Here is a 15,748-nt window from a genome sequence, read left to right as displayed (position 1 = left end):
ACCAGCGCCAATGGCCGGCCAGGCATTCAGCCTGCATCCTGTCCAGACAAGAGGATTTACCGTGGAGCCTGTCCGATTGGGTCTCGTGGGCATCGGCAAGATCGCCAGGGACCAGCATCTGCCCGCCATCGCCGCCGACCGCCGCTTCCGCCTTGCCGCCACTGCCAGTCGTCAGGGCCGCGTGGAGGGGATCGACGGCTATCATGACATTGAGGATATGATCGGAGCCAGCCGACTGGACGCGGTTTCACTCTGCACGCCGCCGGATGGGCGCTACGCACAGGCGCTGACCGCCCTGGAAGCCGGGCTGCATGTCATGCTGGAAAAGCCGCCGACGGTGACGCTTTCGCATATCGCGGCACTGACGCAGGCCGCGCGCGCGGCAGGCGTGACGCTCTTTGCAACCTGGCACTCGCGCGAGGCGGCGGGTGTGGCTCCAGCGCGCGCGTGGCTTGCCGATAAACGCATTCTCGCCGTCCGGATCGACTGGCGCGAAGACATCCGCCGCTGGCATCCGGATCAGGAATGGATCCTCGGTTCGGGGGGCTTTGGCGTATTCGACCCCGGCATCAACGCCCTGTCGATTGCGACCGAGATCCTGCCGCACGAACTGCTGCTTGAGCAGGCCAGCCTGGATGTGCCGGCAGGACGCATGTCTCCCATCGCCGCCGAGCTCAGGATGCGCTGCGGCGATGCCGCAGTGCACGCAATATTCGACTTTCTCGAAACCGGCCCGCAGATTTGGTCCATAGAAGTCGATACCGACGCCGGCACCCTGCGCCTCGCCATGGGCGGCAGCATATTGCAACTTCCCGGCGAACCGGAGAGCATTGCGGCGGACCGGGAATATGCACGCCTCTACGCCCGGTTCGCGGAGTTGATCGCAGCGGGGCAAAGCGATGTGGATATAAGGCCGCTACGGCTTGTCTCCGACGCCTTCCTGATTGCGGAGCGGCGGATCACCGAAGCCTTCGCATTCTAATGGCTGCCTATCTATCGGGATTATCGTAAAGAGGTCTCTCGCATTTGGGGGGTGTGGTCTGGATAGCTGCCCCTGCGGACCTGAAGATCAAAAACGGTTCCTTGTATGGCGGAGATGGGTCGATTTAGGTCGCGTCAACCATCGGCTGTGGGACGATGCAGCGCAGGTCGCCGGCATGCCGGCGGGGGCCGGGGCTCGGGCGGGAGACCGGATCGCGCTCATGCTGCCGAGCGGACTCGACTTCATGCGCGCCTGGGCGGGTATAGGCCGGCTGGGGAATGCGGGCGGGACAGCGACCGCCTGCGTTGGCGATGTCACGGCCGATGACTTCGGCGAGCGCTTCGTCCGCACGGCTCTCGAGACGTTCGGTGGGCTCGACATCATCGTCAGCAATGCCGGCTACACGCGCGACGGCGTCATCCAGAAGCAGACGGACGAGCAGTTCCAGGCAATGCTCGACGTGCACGTTTCGGCCCCGTTTCGCATCCTGCGCGCAGCTGCGGAGCCTCTGCGAACGATGGCCCGAAAAGAAGCCGCCGAAGGCCGCGAGGTTATCCGCAAGGTCGTCAACATATCATCCATGGCCGGCACCCACGGCAATGCCGGACAGATCAACTACTCCGCGGCCAAATCCACCCTGCTGGGCATGACCAAGACTCTGTCCAAGGAATGGGGGCGCCTGAAAGTCTGCGTGAATTGCGTGGCCTTCGGCATCATCGACACGCGGTTGACGCAGCCCATTTCGGGGTCGGAGGCATCCATCCCGATCGGGGGGCAGCCCCTGCACACCGGTATTCCTTCCGCGGTACGGGACGCCCTGCTGGACAGCGTGCCGTTGGGACGGGCGGGAACGGCGCGGGAGGCCGCTGACAGCATCTACCTGCTGTGCGTTCCCGAGAGTGATTACATCAGCGGACAGGTCCTGGTCGTTTCAGGTGGTCTCAGCTTGTAGAAATGCCTTGCATTTGCCTGATCCGGAGACCGGAATCTGTTCGGTGACGGGAGGCATGGCTGCTGTCGGTCCACAGCGAATGCGTTGTCGCCGGATGCATGTCTGGCGTTCGACGCCATGCCTGAACCTTGGCCGAAATGGCGGGCCGAGAGAGATCGGCCGACATGATCGACAGCATCGTCGTCCGGGCCATCACTGCGCCGTCGGCATAAGAAGGGACGCGAGCGACCGAGGCATTGAGGCAGGTCAAATTGCTGGTTGCGCGGGATCAATGCCGGGCCCGTTCGGGCGCGGCAGAAGGGCGGCACCGACAAACAGGGATGGAGATCAAGGACATGACCATCAAGACGATCCTGCTGGGGGCGGCTGCCGGCTGCGCCGTTCTGGCCGCGCCGGCGCAGGCGGCGCAGGGCGATGTGCTGGTGCGGCTGCGCGGCATCATGGTCGCGCCCAACGAGAAGAGCGGGAGCGTGCTGCCCGCCTTTCCGGGCGAGAAGGTGAAGGTCGACAACAGCGTGATGCCGGAAGTGGACGTCACCTATATGGCGACCGACCATATCGGTTTCGAGCTGATCGCCGCGACCACCAAGCATAGCGCGAGCGGGCGGACCGGCACGACCGGGGGCATCGGCAGGCTTGCGTCGACCTGGGTCCTGCCGCCGACGCTGACCGCGCAATATCATTTCCTGCCCGAAGGGAAGATCCGGCCCTATGTCGGGGCGGGGGTGAATTATACGCTCTTCTATAATGAGAAGGCGTCGAATGCGCTGGAGGGCGCGGTGGGCGCGACCAAGGTGCATATGTCCGACAGCTTCGGCTGGGCGGGGCAGGTCGGCGTCGACATCGACCTTAACGAGCGGGTGTTCCTGAATCTGGACGTCAAATATATCGACATCGATACGACGGCGCGGCTGTCGACTGCTGCTGCCGGGGTGCAGAGGGTGAAGCTGGAGCTTGATCCCTTTGTCTTCGGCGTGGGTGTGGGAATGAAGTTCTGATGGGAAGGGGTGGCGGCTTTTGGCCAATTCAAGACATTCCCCTCCCGTAAACGGGAGGGGTTAGGGGTGGGCGCGAGCGTAACGAGCTTCCAGCTTAGCCGTTGAAAATTCACGCTGATGTCGCGCCAGCCCACCCCCTAGCCCCCTCCCGCCTGCGGGAGGGGGAATGTCCTGATTCCACCCACTTTCGCCTTTTAGGGAAAATTACGGATAGGTTGCGGCGCGCGGCGGCGGCATGGATCGGCGCATGGATATGCGATTTGATCTGGCGCAAAAGGCGCAGGACGATGGGGCCTTCGTCATGGCGGCGACGCCGCCGGCCAAGGGCTGCGGTGGGCAATATTGCGACCGGTGCGAGGTGCGCGATCAGGCGATCTGCGCTGATCTCGACGAAAAGCAGCGCGTGGCGCTGAACCGGATCGGGCGGCGGGTGTCGTTGCAGGCCGGGCAGACCGTGATGTGGGAAGGCGACAGTTCGACGCTGGTCGCCAACGTGATCGAGGGGACGCTGAAGCTGTCCACCTCCACCGGCGACGGGCGCGAGCAGATCGTCGGCGTCGTCTATGCATCGGATTTCATCGGCCGCCCCTTCGGCGCGCGTACGCCGCACAGCGTCACGGCGCTGACCGATGCGCGGCTGTGCCTTTATCCGCGGGGGGCGTTCGACGGCTTTGCGCGGGAACATCCGGCGCTGGAGCACCGGCTGTTGCAGCGGACGCTGGACGATCTGGACCGGACGCGGGCGTGGATGCTGCTGCTGGGGCGGAAGAATGCGCGGGAGAAGGTGGCGACCCTGCTGCTGGACATGCACAGGCGGTTGCGGGCGGACCGGGCCGGGGTGATCGAACTGCCTTTGTCGCGGCAGCAGATCGCGGACGTGCTGGGGCTGACCATCGAGACGGTGTCGCGCCAGATCGGCGATCTGAAGCGGATGGGCGTGATCGCGCTCGCCGGGCGGCGCGGGGTGCGGATCGTGGATGCCGGGCGGCTGGAGGGGATGGCTGAGGGGGAGTGAGGGGTGGTTGGCCCCTTGCAGACGTTTTCTCCCCTCCCGTAAACGGGAGGGGCCGGGGGTGGGCCGCCGCGTTAGCGGCGTTCTTCCCTCACCGATAGCGCAGAGGCTCGCTTCGCTCGCGCCCACCCCCTAGCCCCCTCCCGCTTGCGGGAGGGGGAATTGCTTTCCACCCCCATACGGACATTCCCCTACATACCTGGGGCGCGGGCTTTGACAGAGGTCAATGCATAAGGGCGGCTCCCGGACGAAGGACGCCGCAAAGCCTTTGACGGGGAAATCCTATGGAGCAACTGGTTTGGAAGACGGGCGGCTGGTTCGCGCTCGCGACGCTGGCCTTTCTGGCGGCGCTGGCGGCGGCGGACTTCGGCTTTGCCGTGCATATGGGGATCGTGTGCGCGGCCGCGCTGGCCGTCGCCGTGCTGACGATGCGGCATGCCGATTATGAGGCGATCACCCGCGGGCTGCTGAAGATGCCCGCATCCCAGGGGAAATATGACGACGACCCGATCCGCTGGGGCGTGATCGCGACCGTCTTCTGGGGGCTGGCTGGCTTCCTGGCGGGGTTGTACATCGCGCTTCAACTGGCCTTTCCGGCGCTCAACCTGGGGATCGAATATACCAGTTTCGGGCGGCTGCGGCCGCTGCATACCTCCGCCGTCATCTTCGCCTTCGGGGGCAATGCGCTGATCGCCACCAGCTTCTACGTGGTGCAGCGGACATGCCGGGCGCGGCTGGCCTTTCCGGCGCTCGCCCGGTTCGTCTTCTGGGGCTATCAGCTTTTCATCGTGCTGGCGGCGACCGGCTATCTGCTGGGCATCACCGAAGGCAAGGAATATGCCGAGCCCGAATGGTATGTCGACCTGTGGCTGACCATCGTCTGGGTCGCCTATCTGGTCGTGTTCGGCGGGACGATCCTGCGCCGCAGCGAGCCGCATATCTATGTGGCGAACTGGTTTTACCTGAGCTTCATCCTGACGATCGCGATGCTGCACATCGTCAACAATCTTTCCATGCCGGTGAGCTGGCTCGGGTCCAAGAGCTACAGCGCTTTCGCGGGCGTGCAGGATGCGCTGACCCAATGGTGGTACGGGCATAATGCGGTTGGTTTCTTCCTGACCGCCGGTTTCCTGGCCATGATGTATTATTTCGTGCCCAAGCAGGCGGAGCGGCCGGTCTATAGTTACAGGCTTTCCATCATTCACTTCTGGTCGCTGATCTTCCTCTATATCTGGGCGGGTCCGCACCATCTTCATTATACCGCGCTGCCCGACTGGGCGCAGACTTTGGGCATGGTCTTTTCGGTCATGTTGTGGATGCCGAGCTGGGGCGGGATGATCAACGGGCTGATGACGCTGAACGGGGCATGGGACCGCATCCGCACCGATCCGATCATCCGCATGATGGTGATGGCGCTGGCCTTTTACGGCATGTCGACCTTCGAAGGTCCGATGATGTCGGTGAAGGCGGTCAACAGTCTATCCCACTATACCGACTGGACCATCGGCCATGTGCATAGTGGTGCGCTGGGGTGGAATGGACTGATCACTTTCGCCTGCCTCTATTATCTGACGCCACGACTATGGAAGCGGGAGCGGCTGTACAGTCTTCGGCTGGTGAACTGGCACTTCTGGCTGGCGACCGTCGGTATCGTCCTCTACGCGGCGTCGATGTGGGTCGCGGGCATCATGCAGGGGTTGATGTGGCGCGAATATGGCAGCGACGGTTATCTTGTCTATGCCTTCTCCGAAGTGGTGAGCGCCATGTTCCCCTTGTACCTGATCCGGGCGGCGGGAGGTCTTCTGTACCTGAGCGGCGCGATCGTCATGGCCTGGAACATCGGCAAGACCATCGCGGGCAGCCCGTTGCGTGTGGAAAAGCCGATGAACGATGCGGCCTATGATGTGGAGGCCGACCGGCCATTGGTGCCCGCGGCGACCTGAAACCCCTCTCCGTTCGGGCTGGGCCTTCAAGAAGAAGAAAAGCCCTTCGACAGGCTCAGGGCGAACGGAGGTTTTCCTTTGAGGAACCGGATAATGACTGCACCATCCAAGGGTAAATTCTTCGACCATGGCAGGCTGGAGCGGAATGTTTCGCTGCTGGGCATCGCAGCCCTGATTACAGTCGCCATCGGCGGCATTGTAGAGATCGCGCCGCTCTTCTGGATCGACAATACGATCGAGAAAGTGGAGGGCGTGCGGCCCTATACGCCGCTGGAGCTGGCGGGGCGGAACATCTACATCCGCGAGGGCTGCTATAATTGTCATAGCCAGATGATCCGTCCCTTCCGGGACGAGACGGAACGCTACGGCCATTACAGCCTGGCGGCAGAGAGCATGTACGATCATCCCTTCCAGTGGGGATCGAAGCGCACCGGGCCGGATCTGGCGCGGGTGGGCGGCCGCTATTCGGACGAGTGGCATGTCCAGCATCTGAAGGACCCCCGCGCCGTGGTGCCGGAATCGATCATGCCGGGCTATGCCTTCCTGGCGGAGCGGGAATTGAAGCTGCCCGACATGCGCAAGGACCTGACGGCGCTCAATGATGTCGGCGTTCCCTATACGAAGGACGACATCGACAGGGCGAATGACGACCTGAAGGCGCAGGCCGATCCGGATGCGGACAGCAGCGACCTTCTGAAACGCTATCCCAAGGCGCAGGCGCGCGATTTCGACGGCGATCCGGCCAAGCTGACGGAGATGGACGCGCTGGTCGCCTATCTCCAGATGCTGGGCACGCTGGTCGATGTGGAGAGCGCGAAACCGCAGGAGGTCGACAGATGAGCTACGACGCCTTGCGGCATTTTGCCGATAGCTGGGGGCTGGTGTTCATGGGGGTGCTCTATGTGGCCCTCATCGGCTGGCATTTCCTGCCCCATGGGCGGCAGCGCAGCGCACAGGCCGCGCTCGCCATTTTCGACGATCAGACGGAGGCCGGGCATGGCTGACGACAAGCGCATCGATCCCGCCACCGGGACGGAGATCAAGCATCATGAATGGGACGGCATCCAGGAACTGGACACGCCGCTGCCGCGCTGGTGGCTGTGGACCTTCTATGCGACGATCATATTCGCTATCGGTTATATGATCGCCTATCCGGCTATCCCGATGATCGACCGGGCGACCGGCGGCATGCTGGGCTGGTCTAGCCGGGGGGCGCTGGACAAGGAATTGGCGGCGCGGGAAAGGCAGATTGCGCCGATCCGCCGGGCGATTGCGGAGACGCCGGTCACGGCGCTGCCGGGGCGGCCGGAACTGATGCAGCAGGCGGTCGAGGGCGGGCGCGCGGCTTTCCGGGTGCATTGCGTCCAGTGCCATGGGTCGGGGGCGGCGGGGTCCACGGGCTATCCCAACCTCAATGACGACGACTGGCTGTGGGGCGGCGATCTGGCGACGATCGAGAAGACGATCACCGATGGCGTCCGCAATCCCGATCATGATGCGACCCGCCAGTCGCTGATGCCGGCCTTCGGCAAGGACCAGTTGCTGACGGCGGCGCAGGTGGACGATGTGGTGGCGCATGTCCGGGCGATCAGCGGGCAGGACAGGCCAAGCGCGGCTTCGCGGCGCGGGGACAAGGTCTTTGCCGATAATTGCGCGGTCTGCCATGGCCCGGCGGGCAAGGGCAACCGGGAGCTGGGCGCGCCCAATCTGACCGATGCGATCTGGCTTTACGGGGGCGATGCGGGGACCATCCATGAGACCGTCTGGAACAGCCGCCATGGCGTGATGCCGCGCTGGGACGACAAGCTGGACAAGGCGACCATCCGGATGCTGGCGGCCTATGTGCACAGCCTGGGCGGGGGTGAGGTGGCCCCTCCCGCTGGTGCGGGGGCAGGTCGATAAGCCATGTTCATGTCCGGCTCCGCCTCGCTCTATGAGAAGCGCAAGGGCGTCTATCCCAAGGCGGTGGACGGCTTCTACCGCCGCCTGAAATGGGCGATCATGGCGGTGACGCTGACCATCTACTGGGGGACGCCCTGGCTGCGCTGGGACCGGGGGCCTTATGCGCCCGATCAGGCGGTGTTGGTCGATCTGGCCCATCGGCGTTTCTACATGTTCTCCATCGAGATCTGGCCGCAGGAATTTTATTATGTCGCGGGCCTGCTGATCATGGCGGGGATCGGGCTGTTCCTCGTCACGTCGGCGGTGGGGCGGGCCTGGTGCGGCTATGCCTGTCCGCAGACGGTTTGGACCGACCTCTACCAGCATGTCGAGCGGTTCGTGGACGGCGACCGCAATGCGCAGTTGCGGCTCGCCAAGGCGCCATGGGGGGCGGTGAAGATCGCCCGGCGGCTTTTCAAATGGTCGGTCTGGCTGGGGATCGCCTTCGTCACCGGAGGCGCGTGGATATTCTATTTCGCGGACGCCCCGACGCTGCAACGGGAGTTCTGGAGCGGGACCGCCGCGTGGCAAGCCTATGCGACGACTTTCGTGCTGACCGCGACGACCTTCGTGCTGGGCGGGTTCATGCGGGAGCAGGTGTGCATCTATATGTGCCCCTGGCCGCGCATCCAGACCGCGATGCTGGACGAGAAGTCGCTGGTCGTCACCTACAAGCATTGGCGCGGGGAGAAGCGCGGGAGCCTGAAGAAGGCCCAGGCGCATCCGGGCGCGTTTGGCGACTGCGTGGATTGCAACCAGTGCGTCGCGGTCTGCCCGACCGGCATCGACATTCGCGAAGGGCCGCAGATCGGCTGCATCACCTGCGCGCTCTGCATCGACGCCTGCGACAAGGTGATGGCGCAGGTCGGGCGGCCGCGCGGCCTGATCGATTATTGCACGCAGGACGATGCGGAGGCGGAGCAGAAGGGCGCGGCGCCGCGACCGGTGCTGAAGACGCTGCTGCGGCCCCGCACCATCGCCTATTTCGCGGTCTGGGCGGGGATCGGCGCGGCCATGCTGTTCGCGCTGGGCGCGCGCGAGCGGCTGGAGGTCAGCGCGCAGCAGGACCGCAATCCGATCTTCGTGCGCCTGTCCGACGGCGCGATCCGCAACGCCTATACAGTCAAGCTGCGCAATATGCAGGCGCGGCCCCGGCCGATGGAGGTGGGCCTCACCGGCCTGCCCGGCGGCCGGATGTGGACGGATGCGGGGTCGCGGGAGACCGCCGCCGCGACGGTGCGGACGACCGTGCCGGCCGACAGCGTGGCGAAGCTGCGCATCTTCCTGACGCTGCCGTCCGGCGGCCCGGTGCGGCAGGATTTCCGCTTCACCGTGCGCGCTTTGGATCACGAGGGCGGCAGCGCCAGCGAACCCGCCCGATTTGAAAGGCCCTGAAGCATGACCCCTGCTCCATCCCCCATCCGCCGCTTCACCGGCTGGCATATGACGGCGATATTGGTGGCGTTCTTCGCCGTGGTGATCGCGGTCAACATGCTGATGGCGACCGTTGCGGTGCGGTCCTTCGGCGGCACGGTCGTCGAAAACAGCTATGTCGCCAGCCAGAAATTCAACGGCTGGCTGGCGCAGGCGCGGGCGCAGAAGCGGCTGGGGTGGCGGGACGCGGTGACGCTGGATGCGGGGCGGCATGTCGGCTTGGCCCTTGCCGACGCCAAGGGCGCGCCAGTGGCGGGCGGCCAGGTGACGGCGGTGGCGCAGCATCCGCTGGGGCGGACGCCCGACCTGTCGCTGGTCTTTCGCGAGACCGCGCCGGGCGTCTATGCCAGCGACCGGGCGTTGCCGGAGGGGCGGTGGCAGATCCGCTTCGACCTGCGCCTGACCGGGCGCGAGGAGCATCTGTTGAGGGAGGTCGACTGATGGCCACGAAGGCGCTGATCCCCGATCCGGTGGCGGAAGAGACGGTCGAAAGCCTGTTCGCCGTCCCCGGCATCCATTGCGTCGGCTGTATCGCCAAGATCGAGGAGGGCCTGCCGCGCCAGCCCGGCATCCTGTCGGCGCGGGTCAATATGGGCGCGAAGCGCGTCGCCGTCCGCCACGATCCGGCGCTGACCCCGCCCGACCTGCGCGCCGCCATCGCCGCTTTGGGATTCGAGGCGGAGCCGCTGGCCGATGCGGGGCTGGATGTCGCGGCGGCCGAAAGCCGGCGGCTGACGCGGGCGCTGGTGGTGGCGGGCTTCGCGGCGATGAACATCATGCTGCTGTCGGTGTCTGTCTGGTCCGGGGCGGCGGGGGCTACGCGGGAGATGTTCCACTGGCTCTCCGCCCTGATCGCCCTGCCGACGGTCGCCTATGCGGGCCAGCCCTTTTTCCGTTCGGCCTGGGCGGCGCTGCGGCAGGGGCGGACCAATATGGACGTGCCGATCAGCATCGGCGTGCTGCTGACCACCGTAATGAGTCTTTATGAGACCGTCACCGGTGGGGCGCATGCCTGGTTCGACGGGGCGGTGATGCTGCTGTTCTTCCTGCTGGCGGGGCGTTCGCTCGACAGCATGATGCGCGGGCGGGCGCGGGCGGGCGTGGCGGCGCTGCTGAAGCAGACCGCGCCCGGCACGCTGGTGCTGGAGGCGGACGGGAGCAGTCGGTGGACGCGGGCCGACGCGCTGCGCCCCGGCATGACGATATTGGTGGCGGCGGGCGAAAGGCTGGCCGCCGACGGGCGTGTCGTGGAGGGCGAAAGCGGGCTCGACATCGCCTTTCTGACCGGGGAAAGCGCCCCGGTGCGGGTGCATCCCGGCGACGATGTGCAGGCGGGCTCGCTCAATATCGACGGGCCGATCCGGGTTGAGGTGACGGCGGCGGGGCCGACACCGTCATCGCCGACATCGCCCGGCTGATGGAGGAGGCGGGGCAGGGCAAGTCGCGCTATGTGCGCCTCGCGGACCGGGCGGCGCGGCTCTATGCGCCCTGCGTCCATCTGCTGGCGGCGCTGTCCTTCGCTGGGTGGATGATCGCGGGGGCGGGCGTGCATCACGCCTTGCTGATCGCGGTCGCCGTGCTGCTGATCACCTGCCCCTGCGCGCTGGGGCTGGCGGTGCCTGCGGCGCAGATCGTCGCCTGCGGCGCGCTGATGCGGCGGGGCGTGCTGGTGAAGGACGGGTCGGCGCTGGAACGGCTGGCAGAGGTCAGCGAGGCGGTGTTCGACAAGACCGGCACGCTGACGCTGGGCCGTCCGGTGCCGCAGGGCTTGCGCCGTCTGTGGCGCGACGACCGGTCGATCCTGCTGTCCCTGTCGCGGGCGTCTCGCCATCCGCTGAGCGTCGCCTTGCGGCAGGCGCTGGAGGCGCGGGGGGTGACGCCCGCCGCGCTCGACAATGTACGCGAAGTGGCGGGGGAGGGCGTGTTCGCGGACTATGAAGGCGTGGCCGTGTCGCTGGCGCGTCCGCGCAGCCTGATCAACCTGTTCGGGCTGGCGGCGGAATATCGGCGCGGGGATCAGGCCTTGCTGCTGGGCTTCACCGACGCGTTGCGGCCCGATGCGGCGGAAACGCTGGACGTGCTGCGCGGCATGGGGATGAAGATATTGATCGCCAGCGGCGACCGGCCCGAAGCGCTGGAGGAGATTGCCCGCGAAACCCGCACTACCGCCATCGGCCATCTGCGCCCCGCCGACAAGCTGGCGCTGATCGACCGGCTGAAGGCCAGGGGCGAGAAGGTGCTGATGATCGGGGACGGGCTGAACGACGGCCCGGCGCTGGCGGCGGGTCATGCCAGCATGGCGCCCGCCTCCGCCAGCGATGCGAGCCAGCTTACCGCCGACGCCGTGTTCTTGGGCGACAGGCTGGCGCCGGTGGCGCTGACCGTGCATGCGGCGCGGCGGACGGTCGCGGTGGTGAAGCAGAATTTCGCGCTGGCGATCGGCTATAATGTGCTGGCGGTGCCGCTGGCCATAGCGGGGAAGGTGACGCCGCTGGTCGCGGCGGTTGCCATGTCGACATCCTCGCTGATCGTCATCGCCAATGCCCTGCGCCTGAAAGGAGTCGTGAAATGACCGGTCTCAGCCTGTTGATTCCGATTGCGCTTGGGCTGGGGCTGTTGGGCTTGGCGGCCTTTTTCTGGGCGCTGGGCAATGGCCAGTTCGAGGATACGGATGGGGCAGCGGTGCGCATCCTGATTGACGAGGATTGATGGCAGGCGGATTTTCGCCCCTTTTGGGTGGATTGGGTGGATGGTCTGACTGGATAATCGCAATTAATAAGGCAGATTGCCTTAACATGGGCTGTTTATAAGTCGGATTGCATGCCATGATTTCCCTATCATGGCGCACATGACGAACCCGCCCCCCTTCATCGATTTCGCCCCCGCCATCCGGCCGCAGTCGCCGCTCCGCCAGGCCATCACCGCCGCCTATCGCCGCGATGAAGCAGAGTGCTTGGCGCCCCTGCTGGAAGCCGCCGCGCTGCCCGACGCCATGCGGCAGGGGGTGCGCGACATGGCGCGCAGGCTGGTGACGACGCTGCGCGCCAATGGCAAGGGCAGTGGGGTCGAGGCGCTGGTGCAGGAATATTCGCTCTCCAGCCAGGAGGGCGTGGCGCTGATGTGCCTGGCCGAAGCGCTGCTGCGCATTCCCGACGATGCGACCCGCGACGCGCTGATCCGCGACAAGATCGCTGACGGCGACTGGGGCGGGCATCTGGGTGGCGGCAAGTCGCTGTTCGTCAATGCGGCGACCTGGGGGCTGGTGGTGACGGGCAAGCTGGTCGGCAGCGTGGACGACCGGGGCTTAGGCGCGGCGCTGACCCGGCTGATGGCGCGGCTGGGCGAGCCGGTGATCCGGCGCGGCGTCGACCTCGCCATGCGGATGATGGGCGAGCAGTTCGTGACCGGCGAGACCATCGGGGAAGCGCTGAAGCGGGCGCGGACGGAAGAGGCGAAAGGCTTCCAGTACAGCTATGACATGCTGGGGGAGGCGGCGGCGACGGCGGCGGACGCGGCCCGCTATCTGGAGGATTATCGGCAGGCGATCCACGCCATCGGCCGGGCGTCGGACGGGCGCGGCGTCTATGCCGGGCCGGGCATCTCGATCAAGCTGTCGGCGCTGCATCCGCGTTATAGCCGCGCCCAGGCGGAGCGGGTCATGGGGGAATTGCTGCCCCGGGTGAAGGAGCTGGCGCTGCTCGCGAAAAGCTATGACATCGGCCTCAACATCGATGCGGAGGAGGCGGATCGGCTGGAATTGTCGCTCGACCTGCTGGAGAGTCTGGCCCTCGATCCGGATTTGGCGGGGTGGAATGGGCTGGGCTTCGTGGTGCAGGCCTATGGCAAGCGCTGTCCCTTCGTCATTGACTGGATCGTCGATCTGGCCCAGCGCGCCGGGCGGCGGATCATGGTGCGGCTGGTCAAGGGCGCCTATTGGGACGCGGAGATCAAGCGGGCGCAGGTCGATGGGATGGCGGACTTCCCGGTCTATACGCGGAAGGTGCATACGGACGTCGCCTATATCGCCTGCGCGAAGAAGTTGCTGGCGGCGCGGGACCGGGTGTTCCCGCAATTCGCGACGCATAATGCGCAGACGCTGGCGACGGTCCATCATCTGGCGGGGCCGGGTTTCACGCTGGGCGACTATGAGTTTCAGTGCCTGCACGGCATGGGCGAGCCGCTGTACGAGCAGGTGGTGGGGAAGGGGAATCTGGACCGTCCCTGCCGCATCTATGCGCCGGTCGGCACGCATGAGACGCTGCTCGCCTATCTGGTGCGGCGGCTGCTGGAAAATGGCGCGAACAGTTCCTTCGTGCACCGTATTGCCGATCCGGCGGTGCCGGTGGAGGAGATGATCGCGGACCCGGTCGAGCAGGTGCTGGCGATGCCGCATCCGGGCGCGCGGCATGCGGAGATCGCGCTGCCGTCCGGACTGTATCCGGATCGGCGCAATTCGGACGGGATCGACCTGAGCGACGAGAATGCGCTGGCGATGCTGGCGCAGGCGCTGGCCGAAAGCGCGCAAATCAATTGGACGGCGGCGCCGCAGGGCGAGGAAGGCACGGCGCGGCTGGTGCTGAACCCCGCCAATCGGCGCGATGTCGTGGGGACGGTGTTCGAGGCGTGTGCGGACCATGCGCGGGCGGCGGTCATGCGCGCTGACGAAAGCGAATGGGCGCAGGTGCCGGTGGCCGAACGCGCCGCGATGCTGGAGCGGGCCGCCGACGCGATGCAGGCGCGCATGCCTATCCTGTTGGGGCTGATCGTGCGGGAAGCGGGCAAGTCGCTGCCCAACGCCATAGCCGAAGTGCGGGAGGCGATCGATTTCCTGCGCTATTATGCGGCGCAGGCGCGGGCGGCCTTCGGCGCGGCGCAGACCGCCTTGGGGCCGGTCGTGTGCATTTCGCCCTGGAATTTCCCGCTGGCGATCTTCACCGGGCAGGTCGCGGCGGCTTTGGTCGCGGGCAATGCGGTGCTGGCCAAGCCTGCCGAGGAGACCCCGCTGATCGCGGCGGAGGCGGTGCGGCTGCTGTATGAGGCTGGGGTGCCGGGCGATGCGTTGCAGCTTGTGCCCGGCGCGGGCGAGATCGGCGCGGCGCTGGTGGCGGCGCCGCAGACCGCCGGGGTGCTGTTCACTGGATCGACCGAGGTGGCGCGGCTGATCCAGCGGCAATTGGCCGCCCGCCTCTCCGCTTCGGGCAGGCCCATTCCGCTGATCGCGGAGACGGGCGGGCAGAATGCGATGATCGTCGACAGCTCCGCGTTGGCGGAGCAGGTGGTGGCGGATGTCATCGCCTCCGCCTTCGACAGCGCGGGGCAGCGCTGTTCGGCGCTGCGCATCCTCTGCCTGCAGGAGGATGTGGCGGACCGGACGCTGGCGATGCTGAAGGGGGCGCTCAGGGAATTGCAGATCGGGCGGACCGACCGGCTGGCGGTCGACATCGGGCCGGTCATCACGGACGAGGCGAAGGAAGGGATAGAACGGCATATAGAGGCGATGCGGGCGCTGGGCTGCGCGGTGGAGCAGCAGCCGCTGCCGCAGGAAACCGCGCATGGCAGCTTCGTGCCGCCGACGATCATCGAGATCGACGACATCGCGCAATTGCGGCGCGAGGTGTTCGGGCCGGTGCTGCACGTCATCCGTTTCCCTCGCACCGGGTTGAACGCGCTGGTCGATGCGATCAACGCGACCGGCTATGGCCTGACCTTCGGCCTGCATACGCGGCTGGACGATACCGTCGCGCAGGTGACGGGGCGGGTGAAGGCGGGCAATCTTTATGTGAACCGCAATGTGATCGGCGCCATTGTGGGCGTACAGCCCTTTGGCGGGCGGGGCCTGTCGGGCACCGGGCCGAAGGCGGGCGGGCCGCTTTATCTGGGGCGGCTGGTGGCGGTGCCGCCAGTCTTTGCCGAGCGGGCCGGTTCGCTCCGGTCGCCGCTCAGCGATTTTGCCGACTGGCTGGCGGCGAAGGGCGAGGCGGAGGCTTCGGCCATGGCGCGGCGCTGTGGCGATGCGTCGGCGCTGGGCGTTGAGATGACCCTGCCGGGGCCGGTGGGGGAGCGCAACCTCTATGCGCTGCATCCGCGAGGACTGATCGGGATGCGGCCCGCGACGCGGCAGGGGTTGTTGCAGCAGATGGCGGCGGTGCTGGCGACGGGCAATCGCGGGGTGCTGCGGGACATGGAACTGCCGCTGGGGTTGCCCGCGCCTATTGCGGCGCATTTCACATCGCAGGCGGATGGGCTGCTTAGGGCGGTGCTGGTGGAGGGCGATGCCGCGCGGATCGGTGCGGCGGTTCGGGACGTGGCCGGCATGCCGGGGCCGGTCGTCAGCGTCCATGCGGCGGGGGCGGATGGGGGATATCCGCTGGACTGGCTGCTGGAGGAGGTGTCGACCTCCATCAACACGACCGCTGCGGGGGGTAATGCCAGCCTGATGATGATTGGGTGAGCAGCTAAAGCGCGCCTTCGCAGGAGCAGATCACG

At 66.4% G+C, this 15,748-nt stretch carries 12 protein-coding genes and 1 pseudogene; all 13 read left to right on the top strand.

Translation table 11 applies throughout. The annotated features are described in order from the left end of the window. The first annotated feature begins 10 nt into the window (after window positions 1-10). Window positions 11-982: a Gfo/Idh/MocA family protein gene (locus tag TZ53_RS07830; RefSeq protein ID WP_044660965.1), complete on the top strand. Its 972-nt coding sequence runs from the start codon at window positions 11-13 to the stop codon at window positions 980-982. Between the two features lie 175 nt (window positions 983-1,157). Further along, on the top strand, window positions 1,158-1,934 hold the full coding sequence (locus TZ53_RS07825) for an SDR family NAD(P)-dependent oxidoreductase (RefSeq protein WP_044660964.1): 777 nt from the start codon (window positions 1,158-1,160) through the stop codon (window positions 1,932-1,934). A 335-nt stretch (window positions 1,935-2,269) separates the two neighbouring features. Next, a complete protein-coding gene (locus TZ53_RS07820; RefSeq protein ID WP_044662937.1) occupies window positions 2,270-2,932 on the top strand; it encodes an OmpW/AlkL family protein in 663 nt (220 codons plus the stop codon). A gap of 247 nt (window positions 2,933-3,179) precedes the next feature. Continuing rightward, entirely contained in the window at window positions 3,180-3,947 is a 768-nt protein-coding gene (locus TZ53_RS07815) for a Crp/Fnr family transcriptional regulator (RefSeq protein ID WP_044660963.1), read from the top strand. A 281-nt stretch (window positions 3,948-4,228) separates the two neighbouring features. Then, window positions 4,229-5,887, top strand: coding sequence for a cytochrome-c oxidase, cbb3-type subunit I (gene ccoN / locus TZ53_RS07810; protein WP_044660962.1), 1,659 nt, complete (start codon window positions 4,229-4,231; stop codon window positions 5,885-5,887). A gap of 93 nt (window positions 5,888-5,980) precedes the next feature. After that, window positions 5,981-6,727 (top strand): cytochrome-c oxidase, cbb3-type subunit II, encoded by a 747-nt coding sequence (gene ccoO / locus TZ53_RS07805; protein ID WP_044660961.1) that lies wholly within the window; start codon window positions 5,981-5,983, stop codon window positions 6,725-6,727. Continuing rightward, the gene (locus tag TZ53_RS07800) at window positions 6,724-6,891 is read left to right on the top strand and encodes a cbb3-type cytochrome c oxidase subunit 3 (protein ID WP_044660960.1); all 168 of its coding nucleotides are present in this window, start codon (window positions 6,724-6,726) and stop codon (window positions 6,889-6,891) included. Before ccoO ends, TZ53_RS07800 begins: the two co-directional genes overlap by 4 nt. Next, a complete protein-coding gene (ccoP, locus tag TZ53_RS07795) occupies window positions 6,884-7,789 on the top strand; it encodes a cytochrome-c oxidase, cbb3-type subunit III (protein WP_044660959.1) in 906 nt (301 codons plus the stop codon). The genes TZ53_RS07800 and ccoP overlap by 8 nt, the downstream gene beginning before the upstream one ends. 3 nt (window positions 7,790-7,792) lie before the next feature. Then, the gene (gene ccoG / locus TZ53_RS07790; protein ID WP_044660958.1) at window positions 7,793-9,223 is read left to right on the top strand and encodes a cytochrome c oxidase accessory protein CcoG; all 1,431 of its coding nucleotides are present in this window, start codon (window positions 7,793-7,795) and stop codon (window positions 9,221-9,223) included. A gap of 3 nt (window positions 9,224-9,226) precedes the next feature. Beyond that, entirely contained in the window at window positions 9,227-9,703 is a 477-nt protein-coding gene (locus tag TZ53_RS07785) for a FixH family protein (RefSeq protein ID WP_044660957.1), read from the top strand. Continuing rightward, window positions 9,703-11,834: pseudogene (locus tag TZ53_RS25640) on the top strand (cation-translocating P-type ATPase). The gene TZ53_RS07785 and the pseudogene TZ53_RS25640 overlap by 1 nt, the downstream one beginning before the upstream one ends. Further along, the gene (gene ccoS / locus TZ53_RS07770; RefSeq protein WP_007688161.1) at window positions 11,831-11,971 is read left to right on the top strand and encodes a cbb3-type cytochrome oxidase assembly protein CcoS; all 141 of its coding nucleotides are present in this window, start codon (window positions 11,831-11,833) and stop codon (window positions 11,969-11,971) included. Before TZ53_RS25640 ends, ccoS begins: the two are co-directional and overlap by 4 nt. Before the next feature lie 139 nt (window positions 11,972-12,110). Further along, window positions 12,111-15,713 (top strand): trifunctional transcriptional regulator/proline dehydrogenase/L-glutamate gamma-semialdehyde dehydrogenase, encoded by a 3,603-nt coding sequence (gene putA, locus TZ53_RS07765; protein WP_044662936.1) that lies wholly within the window; start codon window positions 12,111-12,113, stop codon window positions 15,711-15,713. Window positions 15,714-15,748: the final 35 nt, after the last annotated feature.

The organism is Sphingobium sp. YBL2, assembly GCF_000943805.1.
GTDB lineage: Bacteria > Pseudomonadota > Alphaproteobacteria > Sphingomonadales > Sphingomonadaceae > Sphingobium > Sphingobium fuliginis.
Note: the sequence above shows the minus strand (reverse complement) of the source record. Positions and strands in the feature narration are given on the sequence as shown.